Genomic DNA, 20,513 nt, shown 5'->3' with positions numbered 1-20,513 from the left:
ATTTCATGGCGAAGGCGGACGCGTTCAGCGCGCCCGGTGGGATGTCTGTTGATCGGAAGGGCAAAGGCCTTGCCGGCAATGCACAGCTCATCGCCCAGCCGGCTTATCAGAAGCTGGTTGCTGCGGAGCCGTTCCTGCGCCGTCTCATTCCCGTGCTCATCGTCATTTTCCTGATTGTGGTGGCCGGCCTGCATTTCATTTCGCTGATGAACTGGCGCGATGACGTCGAGAACAGCGCCCGGTCTGCGCTCGCGCTCGCCTCCGGCCAGCTCATCGCTGCTGATTTCGACAGCATCAGCCCGCAGGAACGGCTTGAGCAGGTCAGCCGCACCGCTTCGCTCTCCGAGGGCCATGTGCTGGCCTTCACGAATGAGAAGTTCACCGTTTCGGCCGTAACGCCGCGCTCCACGCGCTGGTATGGCCGCGCACTGGATGAAATTATAAGCGACGGCCAGCCGCTTTTCCTGTTCGGCGAGCGGGCCGGCGTCATCCCCGTCAAAATCGACGGCGCCGACTGGTTCGCGGCTGTGGCCATCGACACCACTGAAAAGCGGGCCGCGGCCGCGCTGATTCCGCAGGATGCGGTTTTCGCGCAGTGGCGCCGGACCGTGTCGCTGAACGTTTCCCTGTTCGTGCTGACGGCAAGCGTGCTGATCGTCATCCTCTACGCCTATTTCAGCCAGGCGGCGCGGGCTCAGGCTGCCGACCGCGTCTATCTCGAAGGTCAGCAGCGCATAGACATGGCGCTGGTGCGCGGCCGCTGCGGCCTGTGGGACTGGGACATGGTGCGCGGCAAGATGTACTGGTCGCCCTCCATGTACGACATGCTGGGTTACGAGCCCTGCGACGCCATGCTTTCCTTCGGCGAGGTCGACCGCATCATCCATCCAGACGACGGCAATCTGTTCGAAATCGCCAATAGGGTCATGGCGCGCGAGATCGACCAGATCGACCGGGTGTTCCGCATGCGCCACGCCAATGGCCAGTGGGTGTGGATGCGGGTACGCGCGCAGGTCGTCGACCCGGACGCCTCCGAAATCCAGCTCATCGGCATCTCGATGGACGTGAGCGAGCAGCGCCATCTCGCCCTGCGCTCGGAAGCGGCCGACCTGCGGCTGCGCACCGCGATCGAGAACATCACCGAATCCTTCGTGCTGTGGGACCCGGCCGACCGGCTGGTAATGTGCAACTCAAAATTCCAGCAGGACAACGGCCTCTCCGACCATGACGTGGTGCCGGGCGCGCATCGCGTGGCACTGGAGGAGCGGATGCAGGCCTTCGCCTCCGAACGCAGGCTGGCCAATGTCAACGGCCCGCGCGGCGGCACCACCTATGAGCGCCAGCTTGCGGATGGCCGCTGGCTGCAGGTCAACGAACTGAAGACGCGCGACGGCGGCACGGTGGCGGTCGGCTCCGACATCACCCAGATCCGCCAGCATCAGGACAAGCTGCTCGACAGCGAGCGCCGGCTGATGGCAACGATCCACGACCTCAGCCTCGCGCGCCGCGCCGAAGAGGAAAAGGCGCGCGAACTGGCCGAGCTGAACCGCAAATACATCAAGGAAAAGGACCGCGCCGAGGCTGCGAACCAGGCCAAGTCCGAATTCCTCGCCAACATGTCGCATGAGCTGCGAACCCCGCTCAACGCCATCATAGGCTTTTCGGAGTTGATGGCACAGAAACTGTTCGGCCCGCTGGGATCCGACCGCTATGAGGAATATGCAACCGACATCAACTCCAGCGGCAAATATCTGCTCGGGGTGATCAACGACATTCTCGACATGTCGAAGATCGAGGCCGGCCAGTTCTCGATGGACCGCGAGGAGATCGACCTGTGCCCGCTCATCCGCGAGACGGTGCGGGTGGTGTCTCTGCAGGCGGCGGAAAAGAAGATCACGGTCGAAACCAAGATCGCCGAGACCCTCAAGCTCTACGCCGACCGCCGCGCCATCAAGCAGATCGCGCTCAACCTGTTGTCGAATGCGGTCAAGTTCACCGGAGAAGGTGGACGCATCTCCGTTCGGGCACGCCATGCGTCGGGTGCGCTGATCCTGTCCATCGAGGACAATGGCTGCGGCATTCCCAGGCATGCGCTGAAGAAGCTTGGCCGCCCCTTCGAGCAGGTGCAGAACCAGTTTTCAAAGAACCACACCGGATCCGGCCTCGGCCTCGCCATCTCGCGCTCGCTGGCGGAGCTGCATGGCGGCGCGCTCAAGATTCGCTCCACCGAAGGCACGGGCACCATCGTTTCCGTGAGGATCCCGGCCACGGCAAAGAAAAAGCCCGCCGGTCAACCCATGAAAGCTGCGGCCTGACTACCCGGCCTTGCCGCCAATGATCCAATCGAAATCGTCTCGTACCGTTTCCGACATATCCCTGAGCTGGGCTTCCATGACAGAGAAATCCGGCATCGCGGTAACCGCCAGCAGCAGATCGGCAAGTCCGGGGGGAACATCTTCCTTGTCGAAATGTCCGGTCAGGCACAGACGGATGATCTGCGTCAGTGACAGATAGAAGGCGAAAGCCTGCATCAGATTTTCGCGCATGCCGGCATCGGCATAGTCGGGTGCCAGATTGGCGAGAACATCGACCGTTGCTGTTGTTCCGGGCTTTCCGGTGAATTTTCCGGTCAGAACCGCCACCTGCGCGATAAACTCCAGGTCGATGAGACCACCGGGAATGAGCTTGATATCCCACAGATCGTGCGGCGGCTTTTCCTCGTCGATCATGCGACGCATCTTCAAAGCCTCGTCGCGCACTTTTGCCGCGTCGCGGGGCTGGGCAAGGATGTCGGCAACCTCCACCGCTATATCGGCGCAAAGCTGGCGGTCGCCGGCCACGGCGCGCGCGCGGGTCAGCGCCATCTGCTCCCAGACCCAGGCTTCCTGCCGCTGATATTTGCGGAACGCATCCATATGGGTGGCCACCGGCCCCTTGTTGCCGGAAGGGCGCAGGCGCAGGTCGAGTTCGTAGAGCACGCCTTCGGCAGTCGGGGCCGAGACCGCCGCGATCAGGCGCTGCGTAAGACGGGTGTAATAGTGGGCGGGTGCGAGCGGCTTGTCGCCGTCCGATTCCTCCGCCTCCGGATCGTGATCGTAAAGAAGGATCAGGTCCACGTCGGAACCGGCGGTGAGTTCCTGGCTGCCGAGCTTGCCCATGCCGAGCAATGCCACCCTGCCCTGTGCAATGCGGCCATGACGCCTCTCGAATTCCGCCGAGACGGCATCGAGCGCCGCACCAAGGGTGAGATCGGCAAGGTCCGAGAAAGCCCGCCCCGCCTTGCGCGCATTGATGGAGCCGGCGAGAAGCCGCACGCCGATGAGGAACTTCTGTTCGGCCGCGAAGATGCGCAGCCGGTCGAGCACTTCCTCGTAAGGTCGGTCGCCGTCCAGAAAGGCGGTGAGCCGCGCGGCCAGATAGGCCCGGTCGGGCAATTCGCTGAGCAGTGCCGGATCGAGCAGCCCGTCGAACACATGCGGGCGCCGGGTGATGATGGCGGCCAGACGCGGTGCTGCCCCCATGATCGTCGCCATCAGGCGCAGAAGGGCCGGATTGGATTGCAGCAGCGAAAAGAGCTGCAATCCGGCCGGCAGGCCGGACAGGAACTCATCGAAGCGCATCAGCGCCTCGTCGGCGCGCCGCGTCTTGCCGAAGGCTTCCAGCAAGGCCGGCGTCAGTTCCGTCAGCCGCTCGCGCGCCTCGGCGGAGCGCGTAACCCGATAGCGGCCGAAATGCCAGGCACGGATGACGCGGCAGATGTCGCTGGGGCGCTGGAAGCCCAGCGTGTGGAGCGTCTGCAAGGTGTCGGGGTCGTCGACATCGCCGGTGAAGACCAGATTGCCGACACCGGACGAAAGCTCGGGCGCCGCCTCGAACAATGCAGCATAATGACCCTCGACCTCTATCAGAGAAGCGCGAAACGCCTGCGAGAACGCATCGGCACTGCCGAAGCCCAGCATGTGGGCGATGCGCTCCAGCCCCTCGTCATCCTCCGGCAGCATATGGGTCTGCTCGTCGGCGACCATCTGGATTGCATGTTCGACGCGCCGCAGGAACCAGTACTGGCGGGTGAGCGCATCGCGCGCGTCCTCCGTGATCCAGCCATTGCCTGCAAGCTGAGCGAGCATGGCCACGGTCTCGCGGCCACGCAACTCGGGAAAGCGTCCGCCGGCTATGAGCTGCTGGGTCTGCACGAAGAACTCGATCTCACGGATGCCGCCGCGCCCGAGCTTGACATTATGGCCTTTCACGGCGATTTCGCCGTGCCCCTTATGGGCATGGATCTGGCGCTTTATGGAGTGAACGTCCGCGATCGCGGCGTAGTCCATGTATTTGCGCCAGACATAGGGGCGCAACTCTTTCAGGAAGGCTTCGCCGGCGGCAATGTCGCCGGCCACCGGCCGCGCCTTGATCATGGCCGCACGCTCCCAGTTCTGGCCGCGCCCTTCATAGTAATTGAGGGCCGCGCCCACCGGAATGGCGAGCGGGGTGGAGCCGGGATCAGGGCGCAGCCTCAGGTCAGTGCGGAACACATAGCCGTGCTCGGTGCGGTCCTGCATGATGCGCACCAGACGCCGCGCAAGCCGCGAGAAAACATCCGTCGCCTCCATCGGATCGCCGACCACCGCCTTGTGATCGAAGAACAGGATGAGGTCGATATCGGAGGAAAAGTTGAGCTCGTGCGCGCCGAGCTTGCCCATGCCGAGAACGATCAGGCCGCTCTCACGCGCGGGCTCCTTCGGGTCCGGCAGCTTAAGCTTCCCCTGCCGGTCGAGATCGGCCAGCAGGAAAGCGCATGCGGCGCGAACACAGCCTTCGGCCAGCACGCTGAGGCGAAAGACGGTCGTCCGGGTGTCGGCCTCCCCGGCAAGGTCGGCCAGAGCGATCAGGAAATGTGCCTCCGTCTTGAGGAGACGAAGCCGCTTCATGAGTTCGGCTTCCGAAATCCCCTCGCCTTGCCAGCAAGCGTCTATATCGGCGGCGATCGCCTCCAGCCGTTCAGCAACCGTCTGGTCGAAAAGAGCATCAAGCATGCGGGGCCTGCGCCGCGCCAGATCGCGCAGGAATGGCGACAGATCGAAAACGGCAGCCAGAAAGCCGCGTGCATCGCTGTCGCCGGAAAGAAATTCCGCAAGACGAGGCAGATCGCTTTCCGCGGCACTGGCGGCGATATCGCCGATTACAGTGGCGGCATGGCTGTCATCGAGCGGCCTGAGTTGCAGCGAGGGGTTCAGCAGCAGCACGGATGCGGCGCGGTCGGCCACGGATGTGGAAGCCATAGGGGGTCAGGACCTGTCCTTGTCGGAAAACACCATGACCACGGATAATCCTGGATCAGCAGGCAAAAGATCAAGCCTGCCGCCATGAAATTTCATCACAGCGCCCGCGAGACTGAGGCCAAGCCCTGATCCCGGCTGCGAACGGCTTTTTTCAAGCCGCACGAAACGCTCTGTCGCGCGCACGCGATCTTCGGCGTCGGGGATGCCATGGCCGTTGTCCGTCACCGAAAGCCGGATCTCGCCACCGGCGCGTTCGAGCCTGACGCTCACGTGCGGGCCTGCATCGGCGTCCGCCGAATATTTGATGGCGTTGTCGACGATGTTGGACAGCGCCTGAGCGATCAGTTCGCGGTTGCCGCTGATGGTCGTCGCCTCCATCGGCCCGGCTTCCAGCGCAACGCCGCTGTCCTCGGCAAGAGGCTCGTAAAGCTCGACGACATCGCGGACGGCTTCCGCGAGATCGACGCCGGTCATGCTCTCGGCCGAATAGCCTGCCTCCAGCCGGGAGATCATCAGGATTGCGTTGAACGTCTTGATGAGCTGATCCGATTCGGCAATCGTGGCTTCAAGTGCCGCGCGGTAATCGGCGGGCTTCTGCTTGCCGGCCAGTGTTGCCTCGGCCCGGTTGCGAATTCGCGTCAGCGGCGTCTTCAGGTCGTGGGCGATGTTGTCGGAAACCTGCTTCAGCCCCTCGTTGAGGGTGTCGATACGCGTCAGCATGGCGTTGAGATTTTCCGACAGCCGGTCGAACTCGTCGCCGGCCCCGGTCGTCGGCAGGCGACCGCTGAGATCGCCCCCCATGATGCGGCGGCTGGCGGCGGAAATGCCGTCGATGCGCTTGAGTGCGGCGCGCCCCACGAAAAACCAGATGACAATGCCGCCGATGCCCATCATGCCCAGCGCCAGCATCAGCGAATGGTTGACCACCTCGCGGAAGCGCTGCGGCTCGCCCAGATCGCGGCCGACCAGCAGGATCATCTGGTTTGGAAGGCGCAGCACCAGCGCCAGCGCATCATGCCCGCGCACCTGCGCGCGCTGAGTCTCGTTCTGGCCGTTTTCGGCCCGTTGACGCTCCGCCTCGGTCTCCCCGTACCGGCGATAATAGAAGGATCTCGTCGTCCAGCCCTCCGTTTCCAGAACGCCGGGTTCGAGGCTTTCAACGTTGCCTGTGAGAATCTGGCCATTGGCGTCGGCCAGAAGGTAAAGATTGGCGCCCGGCTGGCGGGCGCGCTGCTCGACCACACGCACCAATGTCGGCAGGCCGCCGCGCTGATAGGCACGGCCAAGGCTCAGAACTTCTTCATTGATGGTTTCCTGCGTCTGCGTGGTCAGCATGCGCACCGACAGCGAGGTCATGTAGAAAACCAGCAGGATGGCGCAGAGGGCAAAAAGAAGCAGGAAAAGCGCTGAAAGCCGCGCCGCCGTTGTTTTCATGATGGCTGGCATCGGCAGCGCCATGGCCCTCAGCCGTGCTTCAGCATGTAGCCGGCACCACGCACGGTGTGCAGGATCGGCTTGTCGAAGCCCTTCTCGATTTTGCCACGCAAGCGGGAAACATGCACGTCGATAACGTTGGTCTGCGGATCGAAATGATAATCCCAGACATTCTCCAGCAGCATGGTGCGCGTGACCACCTGGCCGGCATGGCGCATCAGATATTCCAGCAGACGGAATTCGCGCGGCTGGAGGGTGATTTCCTGCCCTGCCCGCCTGACGGAGTGAGACAGGCGATCAAGCTCCAGATCGCCGACGCGGTAAACGGTTTCGCTCTCGCGGCTGCCGGCGCGCCGGTTCAGAACCTCGACGCGGGCAAGCAGTTCGGTAAAGGCATAGGGCTTGGTGAGGTAATCATCACCGCCGGCGCGAAGACCGGTCACCCGGTCATCTACTTCGCCCAGCGCCGACAGAATAAGTACAGGCGTCGTATTCCCCCGCGAACGCAGGCCGGCGATGACGGACAGGCCGTCGCGCCGCGGCAGCATGCGGTCGACCACCATCACGTCATAGTCGCCGGCATCGGCCAGCGCAAAGCCGGTTTCACCGTCGCCAGCGACATGGGCGGTGTGGCCGGCTTCCGAAAAAGCCTTCTCAAGATAGTCCGCCGCTTCGCGGTCGTCTTCAATGACGAGAATCTTCATCGCATCACTATAGGTGATTCCGGCATTCATGGTGGAGGATTGCCCGTTCCGGGGTTAGTTCGGAAGAATTGCCGGCCGCTGCACCATTGTGCAGCGGCCGGGAGCGGGGTCAGCCCTGATTGATGGGCAGCGCCACGAAGCGGTTGGCGGAGTCGCGGCTGATCTGCACCAGCACGGATTTGCGGCCCGCCTTGGCGGCCTTGTCCATGGCGTCGGTAACGTCCTTGACGCTGGTGACGTCTTCGGAATTCACCGCCGTGATGACATCACCGGTACGGATACCGCGATCGGCAGCATCGCTGTCGGGGTCGACATCGGTAACGACCAGGCCTTTGCCGTCATCCGCGGTCGTCACGGTGAGACCAAGATCGGCCAGTGTATCGGAGGAAGAGGCCGATGGCGCGGAATTGTCAGCCGATGCCTGCTTGTCCGCGCCCGGAAGCGCCCCGAGCTCGACCTTCACGGTTTCCGCCTTGCCGTTGCGCCACACGTTCATGTCAACGGTGGTCCCCGGCGCATAACCGGCAATCACCCGGGCCAGATCGCGGGAGGACGACACATCCTTGCCGTTCACCTGGGTGATGACATCACCGGAGACAATGCCGGCCTTCTTCGCGGGGCTGTCGTCCTGCGCATTCGCGACGATTGCACCCTTGTCGGACTGCAGCCCGAGCGATTCAGCGATTTCCTTGGTGACTGGCTGGATTTCCACACCGAGCCAGCCACGGGAAACCGAACCGTCCTTGATCAGGCCCTCGACAACCTGCTTCGCGGTGGAGGCAGGGATGGCGAAGGCGATACCGACATTGCCGCCCGAAGGCGAGAAGATGGCGGTATTGATGCCGACAACCTGGCCACTGAGGTTGAAAGCTGGACCGCCGGAATTGCCGCGGTTCACGGCAGCGTCGATCTGGATGAAGTCATCATAGGGACCGGCGCCGATGTCACGGCCACGCGCGGAGACGATGCCGGCCGTCACCGTGCCGCCGAGGCCGAACGGATTGCCGACAGCGACCACCCAGTCACCGACACGCACGTTGGAGTCGTCGGCAAAGTCGACATAGGTGAATTTGGTATCGCTATCGACCTTGAGCACGGCCAGATCGGTGCGCTCATCCTTGCCGACCAGCTTGGCGTCGAGTTCCTTGCCGTCATTGGTGACGATGGTGAACTCCGTTCCGTTGTCGACAACATGGTTGTTGGTGACAAGATACCCGTCCTCGGAGATGAAGAAGCCGGAGCCCTGCGCCACGGGACGCGGCTTGGCCGGACCGCGGCGTTCTGCGCGCGGATGGGAATCACGATCACCGAAACCGCGGAATTCGCGGAAGAAGCGACGCATGGGATGATCGGGGGGCAGGTTGCCGAAGCCTTCTTCGGGGAAGCCGAAGCTCTGGCCGCGATCGGAGGTCTGCTCGACCTTGGCCTTGACGCGGACGCTGACGACTGCCGGCGTCACATTGGACACGACGTCGGCGAAACTGGGAACCTGAGGCGCTTCGACGCGAACGGCCTCGGCGAGCACAGGGGCGGTGCCGGCTGTTACGGCGGTAAAGCCAACGGCGCCGGCAATGGCGAGGGAAGCAGCGGCAGCAGCAAGGCTCCTGCTCCTGCGGGAAACCACATGTGAGATGCTGGTCATCAATCTCGATCCTTCTTGCACTGGATGCTTATGAAGCATCATCGCAGGCAGAGATAGGACACGGGACCTTACGGCGCCATTTCCGCTTGATGAAACTTTGTTAATGTTGCGAAGGAGGATCGCGGCGCAGCACTTCTTCCAGCGCAGCGCGTTCATCGTCACTGAGGCCTGCCTCTGCCACCGGACGCCTGCGCCGCGAGGCAAGCAGCACGAACGCGCCACCCGCAACGAGAAGGGCAAAGGGTGCGATCCACAAAAGCATGGTCTGCGTATTGAAGCGCGGCTTGAGCAGCACGAACTCGCCATAGCGGGAAACGACGAAATCGACCACCTGCTTATCCGAGTCACCGGCCTCAAGCCGCTCGCGCACAAGCACGCGCAGATCGCGGGCCAGATCGGCATCCGAATCGTCGATGGACTGGTTCTGGCAGACCAGACAGCGCAGGCCGGCGGAGATATCGCGCGCCCGCTGCTCCAGCGCGGGATCAGCGAGAATCTCGTCTGGCGTCACCGCGCGCGCCGCCGGCGAAAGCAGTACGGCAGCACAGACTATGGCAAAGGCCGCGCGACGCATCATCTCAGGCCGCTCCAGCAACAGGGGTCGCGGCATTTTTCCTGCCGCGACGCGCCGGCGCGCCGACACGCAGGCGTCTGTCCAGCAACGACATCGTGCCGCCCGCCATCATGACGAGGCCACCGCCCCAGATCAGGATGACGAAAGGCTTCCACCAGATACGCACGACCATGCCGTTGCTGGTGTCCTCGCCAATGGAAATGTAGAGCTGGCTGAAACCCAGCGTGGCGATGCCGGCTTCCGTCGTGTTCATCCGGCGCACCGGATAAAAGCGCCGCGACGACCAGATTTCACGGCGCACTTCGCCAGCAGGGCCAAGCAATGAGAAATGCGCCCGCTCATCATTGTAGTTGGGGCCGCGAACCTCGACCACATTGTCGAAACGCACCCTTTTGCCGGACAGCTCCGTAATCTCGCCCGGCTTCATGGTCAGCACGCTTTCGATGCCGAAGCAGATGGCGCCGACCAGCCCGAGCACCGTCAGGCCAAGCCCGAGATGGGCAAGAGCGGTTCCGAATACGGAACGCGGCAGACCGATGAACCGTCTCACCGCAACGGAAGGGCTCACATTGCCGATACCGGCCTTGATGGCCAGATCCGTCAGCGCTCCCAGTACCAGCCAGACCGCCAGCCCCACGCCGAAGGCGGCAATGGCGGAAGAACCGTCGATCAGGAACGCGGTGACCAGCGCCGCGATCAGGGCAGCGCCAAAGGCGAACATCAGCCTTTGTGCTGCGGCCATCACATCGCCGCGCTTCCACGCCAGTAGCGGACCGAACGGCACCAGAAGAAGCAACGGCACCATCAAGGGAATGAAGGTGAGATTGAAGAAAGGCGGCCCGACGGAGATCTTGTCACCGGAAATGGCTTCGACCAGTAACGGATAAAGCGTGCCGATGAACACCGTTGCCGTCGCGGTGGTCAGGAACAGATTGTTCAGCACGAGCGCGCCTTCGCGGGAGATCGGCTGGAACAGCCCGCCCTGCGTCAGCGACGGGGCCCGCCATGCAAACAGCGCCAGCGACCCGCCGATGAACAGCATTAATATGCACAGGATGAACACCCCGCGCGAGGGATCGGTAGCGAATGCGTGAACGGAAGTCAGCACACCCGAACGGACAAGGAAGGTGCCGAGCAGCGACAGCGAAAAGGTGAGGATCGCCAGCAGCAGAGTCCAGATCTTGAGTGCCGAACGCTTTTCCATGACGATGGCCGAATGCAGCAGCGCTGTTCCGGCCAGCCATGGCATGAAGGAGGCGTTCTCGACCGGATCCCAGAACCAGAAGCCGCCCCAGCCCAGCTCGTAATAGGCCCAGTAGGAGCCCATCGCGATGCCGCCTGTCAGGAACACCCACGCAACCAGCGTCCACGGGCGCACCCAGCGCGCCCAGGCCGCGTCGATGCGTCCCTCGATCAATGCTGCAACCGAAAAGGCAAAGCAGATCGAGAATCCGACATAGCCGAGATAGAGAAGCGGCGGGTGAATGGCGAGGCCGATATCCTGAAGGATCGGGTTGAGATCCCGCCCCTCTATCGGCGCTGGAGACATGCGGGTGAAGGGGTTCGACGTAATGAGAATGAACAGGAAGAAAGCAACCCCGACAGCTCCCTGCACGGCCAGAACGGTGGCCTTGAGGGATGCGGGCAGATTGTTGCCGAACAGGGCAACAAGCGCGCCGAAGAAAGTCAGGATCAGCACCCACAGGAGCATCGAGCCTTCATGGTTTCCCCACACGCCGGTGATCTTGTAAAGCATCGGCTTCGCCGAATGAGAGTTCTCCCATACCGTTTGCAGGGAAAAATCCGACTGGGCATAGGCGATCGTCAGGACGACGAAGGACAAAGCCGTGAAGGCGAAACCCGCAAGCGTCACGGGTATGGCCGCCGCCATCATGCGCTCGTCGCCGGCGCGCGCGCCGATCAGCGGAACAGTCATCTGCACAAGGCCCAGCGCCAGTGCCAGAATAAGCGCGAAGTGACCGATCTCAACCATGACGCCGCCTACTCATTGTGTTGCCACAAGCCTTTTTCCTTCAGGCTGTCGGCAACTTCCTTGGGCATGTAGTTTTCGTCATGCTTGGCCAGAACGGTGTCTGCGACGAACCCGCCATCGGCACCGAAGGCGCCCTCGGTGATGACGCCCTGCTCCTCGCGGAACAGGTCGGGCAGAATGCCCTTGTATGTGACCTTAACCGTCTCGGTGATGTCGGTGACGGCAAAGGTCACGGACGCATCTTCGCCACGAACAATGGAGCCCTTCTCCACGATGCCGCCAAGGCGGATACGCTGGCCGGGCTGCAATTCGGCAGCGGCAAGATCGCCCGGGGTGTAGAAATAGGATGCCTTCTGCCCAAGGGCGACGAATGTCAGCGCCGTGGCAGCGCCGAGAAAAGCCAATCCTCCGATAATGACAGCTAGCCGTTTCTGCTTGCGGGTCATAAACCTTATTCCGTCATTTTCAGGCCATTTGCCGAGGCGAAGGCGACAAGCATGCGTGCCTCTTCGCTTTGAGGTCCGAAAGCCGCGGCCGCACGTGCCAGCGCGTCTCTGGCTTTTTCTTCGTCACCGAGCACAAGATGCGAGCGGATGAGCTGCTTCCAGCCCTCGGCGTCCCTGGGATTCTCGCGCAGGCGTTCGTCCAGCCGCTCCACCATTCCGGCGATCATATCAGCACGGTCGCCGGCCGACATCCCTGCGGCGGCCTCGACCTCGTCCTGACCGGGGCCTCGCGCAACCGGCGCCTGCCCTGCCTGCAAAAGGGCCTGCTCGGCCGCATTGCGCCAGGGCGAACCCTCCGGCAGGTCATCGCGCATCCGCGTCCAGCCTGCAACCGCCTCTTCCATATGTCCATCTTGTGCGGAGGCCATAGCCACGAAGAAGCGTGCTTTCGGATTGGCGCCATCGTGCTTCAGGGCCATGGCGAAAGCGGCGCGCGCGTCATCGGCTATCCGGCCACCTGCCATGTTGATCCTCGCCTCGCCCAGGCCGGCTTGCCGGTCGGCGCTCGAACCGAGAAGCTTGATGGCGTTTTCATAGGCCAGCGAGGCTTCGGCAAATCGCTGTGTGCGCATGTAGATGGGCGCCAGCACGTCCCAGCCTTTGCCATCGGAAGGATTGGACGCCAGATGCGCCTCGGCGCGGGCTACGAGTTCTTCAACCGTGCTCTCGGCAGGATTTCTAGTCAGCCGCTCACTCAGCGGCTGCGACGGCAGATCGGGCGAGCCCAGATTGGCATATATAGTCCAGCTGATCAGCGGAACAGCCAGCACCGCCGCGGCCGAAACCAGACGAAGCCCTGTGCCGCTGCGGGAAACAGAGGCCGGTGCAGAAGACGTATCGCCGAGGCGCAGGATACGACGCCCGATTTCAGCGCGTGCCTGCTCTGCTTCCGAAGCGAGGATCAGGCCCCGCGCCAGATCGCGGTCCAGTTCCGCAAGCTGGTCCCGATAGACCTCGAGATCGTGCCCGGTACCTGACTTGTCGGATTCGGGTCGTGCTGCGAGAGGCAGCAAAACCGCCAGACTCGCGCCCAAAGTCAAGACAGCGGAAAGGACCCAGAACAACATTCCGACTAAATAGCCTCAGCGCTCCGGACTGCCAACATCACGGGCCTGCGACCCTTTGACGAATCTGCGGGAGCGCCCGCGGGGAACTACCCCGTCGTTCAGGTCAGCGGTGTCCAACTCCCGTCTGAATTCCGGCAGGCGGTGCCACGCGCGGTGGCTCCGGCGCCCCCGGTGTAAACCGTGTGCGTGTATTGCCGGCAATCCTGCGAACCAACGCGATAGGGCTGCGCGGCCACCACTTCGCCGTAACGGTTGGGCTGGCTGCCTTTCCATGTTACGGGCTGGCCGCTTGCGGTGTATTCAAGAGCCTTGTACTCGGCTTCCAGCCCGTTGCGTCGCTCTGCGCCGCTCAGCCCCGAACCTATCGAGCCGCTGACGAGACCGCCGCCCATTGCCGAAATCACCGTGGAAGACAGTTGCCCGCCGGGCTGTGCCGTTCCGCCGCTGCGGCCTATCCCTGTCGTGCTGCAGCCGGCCAGCATGAGGGAGCCTGCAACCAGAACCAGACGAACGCTCATTTTATCCCCTGCCCGCTAACACCGTATTTTCCGGACGTGATCCGCATTAATATCCCACTTTGGCTGAAATTGGGTTCGCCACAAGGTCACGCATCACTCAATTTTCCGTAGTTGAATCGCAACCTTAAGCCCACCAAGATCTGCGCGCTCCAGATAAAGCTTTCCACCATATTCATTGACAAGGTCTGTCACGATCGACAAGCCAAGGCCGGTTCCGGGCTTGCTTTCATCCAGACGGCGTCCCCGTTTCAGGGCCTCACGCGCCTTGTCTTCCGGGATTCCCGGCCCATCATCTTCGATGACAATCTCGAGCAGATCGGGCTGATCTTCCACCTCAGGCAGGGATTTTACGGATATCGAAACCTTGCTTCGCGCCCATTTCATCGCATTCTCAAGCAGGTTTCCAAGCATCTCTTCGAGATCTTCGCGCTCTCCTGCGAAGACAAGCTCTTCGTCCGGAAGGGAAACGGAAATGGCCATGTTCGGGTTTAGCTTGCCCATAACCCTTGCAAGACGCTCGATGATCGGCCTGACCGGCGTGCGATAAACCACGCTGTCGCGCTGCGCGGCCACGCGGGCGCGTTGCAGATAATGCTCCACCTGCTGCTGCATCGAGGCGGCCTGCTCCGAAAACAGCCGTCCTTTTTCACCACCAAGCGCCCGCCCTTCATTGAGCATCACCGCCAGCGGCGTCTTCAGCGAATGGGCCAGATTGCCGACCTGCGTTCGCGAGCGCTCGACGATGCGGCGGTTGTTCTCGATCAGCGCATTGGTTTCATTGGCGAGCGGTTCGATTTCCGCCGGGAATCGGCCATCCAGCCTCTGTGCCGTTCCCTCGCGAACCATGGCGAGTGCATCGCGCACCCTGCGCAGCGGTTTCAGGCCATACAGAATGGCGATTGCGTTTATGGCGATCATGCCAAGACCAAATATGGACAGATAAACCAGCAGACGACGCTGGAATGCCGCGATTTCCTGTTCCAGCTCGCTTTCATTGCCCATCACACGAAAACGGGCGATCTGGTTACCAGTGTCCAGAACGAATTCGCTCTCGAAAACAGCGAGGCGCTCGCCGGCAAGACCGTCGGCCATATAGCTGCGCTGGAATTCGACATTGAAGGGCACTTCCGAAGTGCTTGGCGAGGGGATGGCTCCTGTCATGGACGACGAGCGCAGGCCACCCGTGATCCCGTTCGATGCCGGCTCCACCGACCAGTACCACCCGGATCTCGGCTCGGAAAAGCGCAGGTCGCCAAGATCCGGCGCGCCCGTCAGGGCGCCGCTCTCCGAGACGCCGACCGATCCGATCAGGTTGAACAGATGGGCCGAGAGAAGGCTGTCGAACCCCCGCTCGCTCGCCTGCCGATAGAGGGTAGTGATGAGAGTGAAAACGACGATCTGAGCCAGAACCGCCCAGATAGTCGAGAAAGCTATGACCCGGAAGGTCAGAGAGCGCGGCCAGAAACGCATCCGTCCAAAAATGCCGGAACGTTTGCCTGTGCGCATCCGTGGATTGGCAGGCTGACCGGTCGACTTCAAGCCTCAGGCTCTCGAATGCGGTAGCCCATGCCGCGCACGGTTTCTATCAGGTCAACGCCCAGCTTCTTGCGCAACCGGCCCACGAACACCTCGATCGTGTTGGAATCGCGATCGAAATCCTGATCGTAGAGATGCTCGACCAGTTCGGTTCGCGAAACCACCTCGCCCATATGGTGCATCAGATAGGCCAGCAGGCGGAACTCCAGCGACGTAAGTTTCAGAGGAACACCGTCGACATCCGCCTTGGACGACTTTGTATCGAGCCGCAGGGGACCGCAGACGAGTTCGGATGAGGCATGGCCGGCAGCCCGCCTTATCAGCGCGCGAAGCCGGGCCAGAACCTCTTCGATATGAAAGGGCTTTGCGACATAGTCGTCGGCGCCAGCATCGATACCGGCCACCTTGTCGCTCCAACGGTCGCGAGCGGTAAGCATGAGGACCGGCATCTTGCGGCCATCGCGGCGCCATCGCTCCACAACGCTGATCCCATCCATCTGCGGCAGGCCGATGTCCAGCACGACAGCGTCGTAAGGCTCGGTGTCACCGAGAAAATGGCCCTCCTCGCCGTCAAAGGCCTTGTCCACAACATAGCCGGCATCAAGCAGCGCATCAGCAATCTGCCTGTTCAGATCCACATCATCTTCGACGACGAGCACACGCATTGAAAACGATCCTGCCTTTAACGGCCAGTCGGCCAGGGTCCTGTCAGCTATAGAGCGAATCCGGAATCATTGAAATGAAACGCGAATCATCCTTTCGGGACAACGATCTCGGTCCGGCGAGGCCGCTCGCCGTCCTTGCCGGGCACCAGCACTACAATGACGCAGACCGCCTGACCGCCCCTGTTGGCTTCGGAAGCCTTGGCCAGCGTACCGCCGTTCTGGGCCGCCACCTGCTGGCCGATCGAATAGCAATCGGCAGCGGCGGCGGGCGGCGCCAGTATGGCGCCGGCGCAAAGCACCAGCATCGTTGCCCGGATCATGTTTCTGAACTTTTCCATACTCAACGTTCTAACCCGCCATGGCTGAACGCGAAATGAATACCGAACCCACTGCGCATCTCCCCCCAACCAGGCATTTGCACAAAAAAGGCCTCAAGCGAGGCAATGCTTCATGATCCTAACCTATCCTGTCCTTTGCAGACAACCTGCCGATGATTGCAATAAGTCCGGCAACGGCACTCACCCCCTGCAAAAGCGTGTCAGTGATCAGGGTGCCGTCGGCAGCATCGAAGGGCAATCCGGCAGCACCTGCCACACCCGTCAGAACCGCCACAGCCGATGCCCAGATGGTGCGCGAAAGATACCAGGGTTTGGTCTCAGTCATTGACCGTTCCTTTCTCAAACCGTTTTTTTTCAAATGATTTTCAGATGGAAAGAGCTGGGGATTCCCCAGCCGGTCGGCCCGCCGGCCTGACACACGGTCACGTCCAGCGCTCCGGGGCGAACTCCGAAATCCGCCACGATCAGGGCCTCGGGATAAAGCCAGTTTGGCTGCTGGGTGGAGAGCGCCCGCACTGTCTCGCCGCCCGGACCTGCGATCTCGACCCTGTATTCTTCCTTTTCCTCGCCAAGCGGAATATCGGGAAGATCCCAGCCGTCGGCATCGAGGCGTCCGCGACGTTTCCAGGAAAGCATGACATCGGCTCCGGCAAGACGCGCGCTGGCATGAACCGGCGCCAGCGGAATCCGGACCCGCAGGCCTCCAATCTGGCGGCTGGTTGCAAAATGCAGATCGGATATGTCAGTTGCAGCCGGCCCGATCTTCCAGTTCAGCTCCAGACCGATTTCAGATGATCCCAGACCTGCCGGCACGACCGCATCGTCGAGGATAACGAAATCGGAACCTGAAGCAGCCCCTGCAAGCATCGCATCCATGGTTCCCAGCTGGCCGCGCAACAACTCCGAAAGCATCCAGATATTCTCGGCCACCTGTTCGGCACGCCTGAACTGGATCACCTCCCATGCGCCGGCTGCCGAACGCAGCGCGGCGGCATTGGCGCCATTGAGCATCTGTTGCAGGCTGACGCTTGACGCATCCGCATCGAACAATTCGACCCTGAGGCAGGAATTGCGCAAAACCCGGCCTTCCACGCCCGGCCCAAGGTCCTCGACCAGCTGCCCCAGCGAGGCCGGGCGCGTCAGCAACTGTCGCGAAGCAAAGCCGTCATCTTCGGGAGAAGCGAAAACGATCTGGCTTCTCCACGGTTTTTGCCAGACGGCCACACGGAACTGCTCCGTCGGCTCCGTCCCGCCAGCCCCGGCCGGCAGGTCGAGAAACAGGACATGCGGCTTGCCCGCCACCAGCGGCGGCGGCGGCAATGCAGGCAAAACCGTCTCGCGCCAGGGTGCGGGCGCGGCGCGGATGATCTGCCGCGCCTCCACCTTGCGCGTCATCCCGTCATCGATGCCGGTGATGAGGAAATCGGAATTGGTGGCGGATGCAGGCAGCGTCACCAGTGCGCCGGGGCTGAAACCGGCATTGGGCTGCGGCACCGCGAAGGAAACGGTTTCCCGCTGATACCAGACGCGTTTCAGCCAGTCGTCCAGCAGGGCGCCTGCCTGCCCCGGTTCCAGAACGCCCGGAAAGTGGATCATGTGCTGGCGCGCGCCGGGCACGCCTGTGCGGGTACGCCGGACGGTAGCTGCCTGATAGTCCTGCGACGGATTGACGAAGCTGATCAAGGCCTCCGCCGGTAGCTCGTGATCGGGAATGCGAACCGTTTCCAGCACGGTCTCCGCACCGTCCACGACCAGATCACCGGCCTCGATCACCGCACCGGCACCCGCCCCCGAGCGCTCGACAACCAGCCTGCCGTTTTCCTCGCGCAGGCTCAGATCGAACAGCTCGCAAAGCGGCTCGACCGCCGCGCGCGCGGTGGCGGGGTCGGCGATCACATAGCCCTGAACCGATCCTCCCACCTCACCGATGATGGCATCGTCATACCCATGATCCGCCAGAATGGCACCGACAAGCGCGCCGACATCGGGATTGGAGAGCCGTCCGTTCAGCCAGTGGCCCCGGCTCCAGTGGGGCCCGTCCGACCAAAGGTCGGCGCGCTGGGGAAATGCCGGGAACGGGCGCGTGTCCCAGGCCCACAGATAGGTCCTCTCGAAATCGACCATTCTGCCGACATACTCGGGCGAAAGCGGATTGTTCGCCTCCTCGAACCCTTCCGTGGCCGGATCCCAATGCTTCATATGCGCTTCGAGGAAACGAAGCTGCGCCAGATCGGAGCGACCACCCGACGAGAAATAGGGCGTGAAGCTCTCGGCCGACTTCGGGTCCGGGAACACATTCGGCTGGTTTGGGCCCTTGTCGACGGCAGGGCAGCCCAGTTCCGTGAACCAGATCGGTTTTTCCCTGGGAATCCAGTCGGTTGGCGATGTTTTCTCGGTGCCGGCGATCCGCTCGAAATGCTGACTGGACCACCAGTTGACGATGTCCTTGTAGCGGAAAACCCATGGCTTGCCGTGCGCGCCATCGGATATGGCCACGCGCATGCGCGCCTCACGCGCCGCCCCATCCGGATAGTACCAGTCGAAGCCTTCGCCTGCAGCGATGGATGCACCAAGCCCCTGCAAGTCATAGGGACCGGAAAATCCGTCGGGATTGCCGCCGCCGTAATCCCCGTCACGCCAGTCGGAAAGCGGCATGTAATTGTCGATGCCGACCGCATCGATCGCCGGATTTGCCCACAAGGGGTCCAGATGAAAGAAGACGTCACCCGACCCGTCGGGCGGGTGATAGCCGAAATACTCGCTCCAGTCGGCGCCGTAGCTCAGGCGCGTCTGGGCTCCCAGCACCGCGCGCACATCCGCCGCCAGCAACCCAAGCTGCTCCACGAAGGGAAAAGCGTTTGACTGGTCACGCAGGGTCGTCAGCCCACGCAATTCGCTGCCGATCAGGAACGCGTCGACGCCACCCGCCCTTGCGGCGAGATGCGCATAGTGAAGAATGAAGCGGCGGTATCCCCAGTCGGCTCCTCCGGTGAACGAGATCGTCTCGCCAGAGTTGGCGAATTGCGTTCTCTGCGCGGTGCCGCAGAAGGCCGCCACCTGCGTTCTCGCAGCCGGCGTGCGATCCGCCGATGCCGGCTGCATGGGGCCGGGATAGCAGCTTATGCGCCCGCGCCACGGATAGGCCGGCTGGGCCGATCCGCCATGGGGATTTGGCAAGCTGTTGCCGTGCGCCACATCCATCATGATGAACGGATAGAGCGTTACGCCAAGACCCCGTGCCCTGATTTCCGAAATCGCTTCCATGACGCTTTTGTCGGAAGGTGTGCCGCCATAGGCGGAGCCGCCGTCATACTGTGAGACGACCGCAGCATCCTGCCGTGAAAGGCCGGACACTCGCCATTGCTGCGAAAATCCAGCATCGACGGCGGTTGTCGTCATCGGACGGACCTTGCATTGGCCGGCCCGCAGGTCGTCGCCGAACCAGGAAACGACCAGCGCTACATGCTTCAGATTGGGGCAGGTCTGCTGCAACTCGTCGAGCGAGGCCTGAATGTCGGTCGCACCGAAAAGCACGTTGCGGTTCACATATGTCTCGTCGCCGGGCCGCCTGCGGCTCGTCACCGGTGTCGTCGCAAGCCCATATTCGGTGGCGCCGGGCAACAACGTTACTGCCCTGACATCCTTGTGCAGACGGCCGACCGGCCGGATCACCTCGAATTGCAGTTGCGGGATACGGTTGCCGAAGCCGCCAATATCCAGACGCTCGATGACGACATAGGCCACGCCGCGATAGGCGGGCGCGTTACCGGCCCCCTGCCTTGCCTCGATCAGCGGATCGGGCTGCTGCTCCTCACTGCCGGTGTATACCCGCAGTTCCACCGCCTCACGGTCCATCTCGCGCCCGTCGGCCCAGATGCGCCTGATGCCGGCGATCTCGCCTTCGCACAAAAGGAAGGCTGCGTTGGCGTAGTAAGAATATTCGGTAACCTTCGGGCCCAGCTTGCCCTGACGCCGCGTCGAACGGCTCTCCTCGAACCGCGTCGCCCAGATCAGGGTGCCACCCAGCCGCGCCGTGCCGTAGAGACGGGGGATCGACGCACCCTCCTCCGCGCTGAAAGGCCGTGCGCTGGCCAGCCGTGGCCCTTCGATGCGCTGCGTGCCGTTGATCAGTGCCCGGTCGAGCGCATATCCGGCCATGGCGCCCACGGCAGAGCCGATCGCGCCGCCGAAAGTGCCAAGGAAGCCGCCGATATAGGCACCGGCAGCCTGCAACAGGATGGTGGCCATGAAAAGCTC

15 protein-coding genes are annotated in these 20,513 nt (G+C 62.6%); 1 reads left to right on the top strand and 14 read right to left on the bottom strand.

Annotated elements, in window-relative coordinates; genetic code table 11:
- Positions 1–5 precede the first annotated feature (5 nt).
- Positions 6–2,315, top strand: a complete 2,310-nt coding sequence (locus tag HNR59_RS08440; RefSeq protein ID WP_183828581.1) for a PAS domain-containing sensor histidine kinase — start codon at positions 6–8, stop codon at positions 2,313–2,315.
- Here the strand turns inward: HNR59_RS08440 and HNR59_RS08435 are convergent, their stop codons facing one another.
- From HNR59_RS08435 to HNR59_RS08370, 14 genes are all read right to left on the bottom strand, one after another.
- Entirely contained in the window at positions 2,316–5,279 is a 2,964-nt protein-coding gene (locus HNR59_RS08435) for a bifunctional [glutamine synthetase] adenylyltransferase/[glutamine synthetase]-adenylyl-L-tyrosine phosphorylase (protein ID WP_183828577.1), read from the bottom strand.
- 6 nt (positions 5,280–5,285) lie between these two features.
- A complete protein-coding gene (locus tag HNR59_RS08430; RefSeq protein ID WP_183828575.1) occupies positions 5,286–6,737 on the bottom strand; it encodes a sensor histidine kinase in 1,452 nt (483 codons plus the stop codon).
- Positions 6,738–6,742: 5 nt separating this feature from the next.
- The gene (locus HNR59_RS08425; protein ID WP_183831454.1) at positions 6,743–7,417 is read right to left on the bottom strand and encodes a response regulator transcription factor; all 675 of its coding nucleotides are present in this window, start codon (positions 7,415–7,417) and stop codon (positions 6,743–6,745) included.
- 109 nt (positions 7,418–7,526) lie between these two features.
- Positions 7,527–9,059, bottom strand: coding sequence for a DegQ family serine endoprotease (locus HNR59_RS08420; protein ID WP_183828572.1), 1,533 nt, complete (start codon positions 9,057–9,059; stop codon positions 7,527–7,529).
- 100 nt (positions 9,060–9,159) lie between these two features.
- Positions 9,160–9,633, bottom strand: a complete 474-nt coding sequence (locus tag HNR59_RS08415; RefSeq protein WP_246374651.1) for a cytochrome c-type biogenesis protein — start codon at positions 9,631–9,633, stop codon at positions 9,160–9,162.
- A 4-nt stretch (positions 9,634–9,637) separates the two neighbouring features.
- Positions 9,638–11,626 (bottom strand): heme lyase CcmF/NrfE family subunit, encoded by a 1,989-nt coding sequence (locus tag HNR59_RS08410; protein WP_183828566.1) that lies wholly within the window; start codon positions 11,624–11,626, stop codon positions 9,638–9,640.
- A gap of 8 nt (positions 11,627–11,634) precedes the next feature.
- Positions 11,635–12,072 (bottom strand): cytochrome c maturation protein CcmE, encoded by a 438-nt coding sequence (gene ccmE, locus HNR59_RS08405; RefSeq protein ID WP_183828563.1) that lies wholly within the window; start codon positions 12,070–12,072, stop codon positions 11,635–11,637.
- A gap of 5 nt (positions 12,073–12,077) precedes the next feature.
- Entirely contained in the window at positions 12,078–13,199 is a 1,122-nt protein-coding gene (gene ccmI / locus HNR59_RS08400) for a c-type cytochrome biogenesis protein CcmI (protein WP_183828560.1), read from the bottom strand.
- Between the two features lie 98 nt (positions 13,200–13,297).
- Positions 13,298–13,717, bottom strand: a complete 420-nt coding sequence (locus HNR59_RS08395; protein WP_183828556.1) for a hypothetical protein — start codon at positions 13,715–13,717, stop codon at positions 13,298–13,300.
- 93 nt (positions 13,718–13,810) lie between these two features.
- Positions 13,811–15,187, bottom strand: coding sequence for an ATP-binding protein (locus HNR59_RS08390; protein WP_183828554.1), 1,377 nt, complete (start codon positions 15,185–15,187; stop codon positions 13,811–13,813).
- A gap of 65 nt (positions 15,188–15,252) precedes the next feature.
- Positions 15,253–15,918: a response regulator transcription factor gene (locus HNR59_RS08385; protein ID WP_183828552.1), complete on the bottom strand. Its 666-nt coding sequence runs from the start codon at positions 15,916–15,918 to the stop codon at positions 15,253–15,255.
- A gap of 86 nt (positions 15,919–16,004) precedes the next feature.
- Positions 16,005–16,256, bottom strand: a complete 252-nt coding sequence (locus tag HNR59_RS08380) for a hypothetical protein (protein WP_183828549.1) — start codon at positions 16,254–16,256, stop codon at positions 16,005–16,007.
- A 118-nt stretch (positions 16,257–16,374) separates the two neighbouring features.
- A complete protein-coding gene (locus HNR59_RS08375; protein ID WP_183828546.1) occupies positions 16,375–16,581 on the bottom strand; it encodes a hypothetical protein in 207 nt (68 codons plus the stop codon).
- Between the two features lie 29 nt (positions 16,582–16,610).
- On the bottom strand, positions 16,611–20,504 hold the full coding sequence (locus HNR59_RS08370; RefSeq protein ID WP_183828543.1) for a baseplate multidomain protein megatron: 3,894 nt from the start codon (positions 20,502–20,504) through the stop codon (positions 16,611–16,613).
- Between the last annotated feature and the right edge of the window lie 9 nt (positions 20,505–20,513).

Origin of the sequence: Aquamicrobium lusatiense (assembly GCF_014201615.1) — a bacterium.
GTDB lineage: Bacteria > Pseudomonadota > Alphaproteobacteria > Rhizobiales > Rhizobiaceae > Mesorhizobium > Mesorhizobium lusatiense.
The sequence above is the reverse complement of the archived record's forward strand: the minus strand, read 5'-3'. Positions and strand labels throughout refer to the sequence as shown.

Excerpts from the sequence above, each read along its gene's own strand:
- HNR59_RS08440 (WP_183828581.1), top strand. The coding sequence starts at position 6 with ATGGCGAAGGCGGACGCGTTCAGCGCGCCCGGTGGGATGTCTGTTGAT.
- HNR59_RS08385 (WP_183828552.1), bottom strand. The coding sequence starts at position 15,918 with ATGCGTGTGCTCGTCGTCGAAGATGATGTGGATCTGAACAGGCAGATT.
- ccmI (WP_183828560.1), bottom strand. The coding sequence starts at position 13,199 with ATGTTGTTCTGGGTCCTTTCCGCTGTCTTGACTTTGGGCGCGAGTCTG.
- HNR59_RS08390 (WP_183828554.1), bottom strand. The coding sequence starts at position 15,187 with ATGCGTTTCTGGCCGCGCTCTCTGACCTTCCGGGTCATAGCTTTCTCG.
- HNR59_RS08430 (WP_183828575.1), bottom strand. The coding sequence starts at position 6,737 with ATGGCGCTGCCGATGCCAGCCATCATGAAAACAACGGCGGCGCGGCTT.
- HNR59_RS08375 (WP_183828546.1), bottom strand. The coding sequence starts at position 16,581 with ATGACTGAGACCAAACCCTGGTATCTTTCGCGCACCATCTGGGCATCG.
- HNR59_RS08370 (WP_183828543.1), bottom strand. The coding sequence starts at position 20,504 with ATGGCCACCATCCTGTTGCAGGCTGCCGGTGCCTATATCGGCGGCTTC.
- HNR59_RS08435 (WP_183828577.1), bottom strand. The coding sequence starts at position 5,279 with ATGGCTTCCACATCCGTGGCCGACCGCGCCGCATCCGTGCTGCTGCTG.
- ccmE (WP_183828563.1), bottom strand. The coding sequence starts at position 12,072 with ATGACCCGCAAGCAGAAACGGCTAGCTGTCATTATCGGAGGATTGGCT.
- HNR59_RS08395 (WP_183828556.1), bottom strand. The coding sequence starts at position 13,717 with ATGAGCGTTCGTCTGGTTCTGGTTGCAGGCTCCCTCATGCTGGCCGGC.
- HNR59_RS08420 (WP_183828572.1), bottom strand. The coding sequence starts at position 9,059 with ATGACCAGCATCTCACATGTGGTTTCCCGCAGGAGCAGGAGCCTTGCT.
- HNR59_RS08380 (WP_183828549.1), bottom strand. The coding sequence starts at position 16,256 with ATGGAAAAGTTCAGAAACATGATCCGGGCAACGATGCTGGTGCTTTGC.
- HNR59_RS08410 (WP_183828566.1), bottom strand. The coding sequence starts at position 11,626 with ATGGTTGAGATCGGTCACTTCGCGCTTATTCTGGCACTGGCGCTGGGC.
- HNR59_RS08425 (WP_183831454.1), bottom strand. The coding sequence starts at position 7,417 with ATGAAGATTCTCGTCATTGAAGACGACCGCGAAGCGGCGGACTATCTT.
- HNR59_RS08415 (WP_246374651.1), bottom strand. The coding sequence starts at position 9,633 with ATGCGTCGCGCGGCCTTTGCCATAGTCTGTGCTGCCGTACTGCTTTCG.